Annotated in this window: 1 protein-coding gene; it reads left to right on the forward strand. The window is 35.8% G+C overall.

Going from position 1 to position 243, the window contains the following annotated elements:
• Positions 1 to 243, forward strand: a 243-nt coding sequence (locus tag G6042_RS14660) for a hypothetical protein (RefSeq protein ID WP_169522308.1), incomplete at both ends; no start/stop codon positions are given.

Here is a 243-nt window from a genome sequence, read left to right on the forward strand (position 1 = left end):
ATACCACGATTTATGTTCAAACGTTAGGTATTCGTATTACCAATAATGCTACAGGTTGTTATGTTATTTCTACGATGGACATTCGAGTAGAACCATTGCCAGAACCAATACCGCCAACAACACCATATATTATATGTGATGACAATCAGGACGGTTTTGCCGACTTCGATTTATCGACTTTAATTACCGATATTTTAGGAGGTGAAAACTACATTATTACCTTCCATGAAACTGAAGATAATG

It is taken from the genome of Flavobacterium solisilvae, assembly GCF_012911605.1.
In the GTDB taxonomy this organism is placed as follows: domain Bacteria; phylum Bacteroidota; class Bacteroidia; order Flavobacteriales; family Flavobacteriaceae; genus Flavobacterium; species Flavobacterium solisilvae.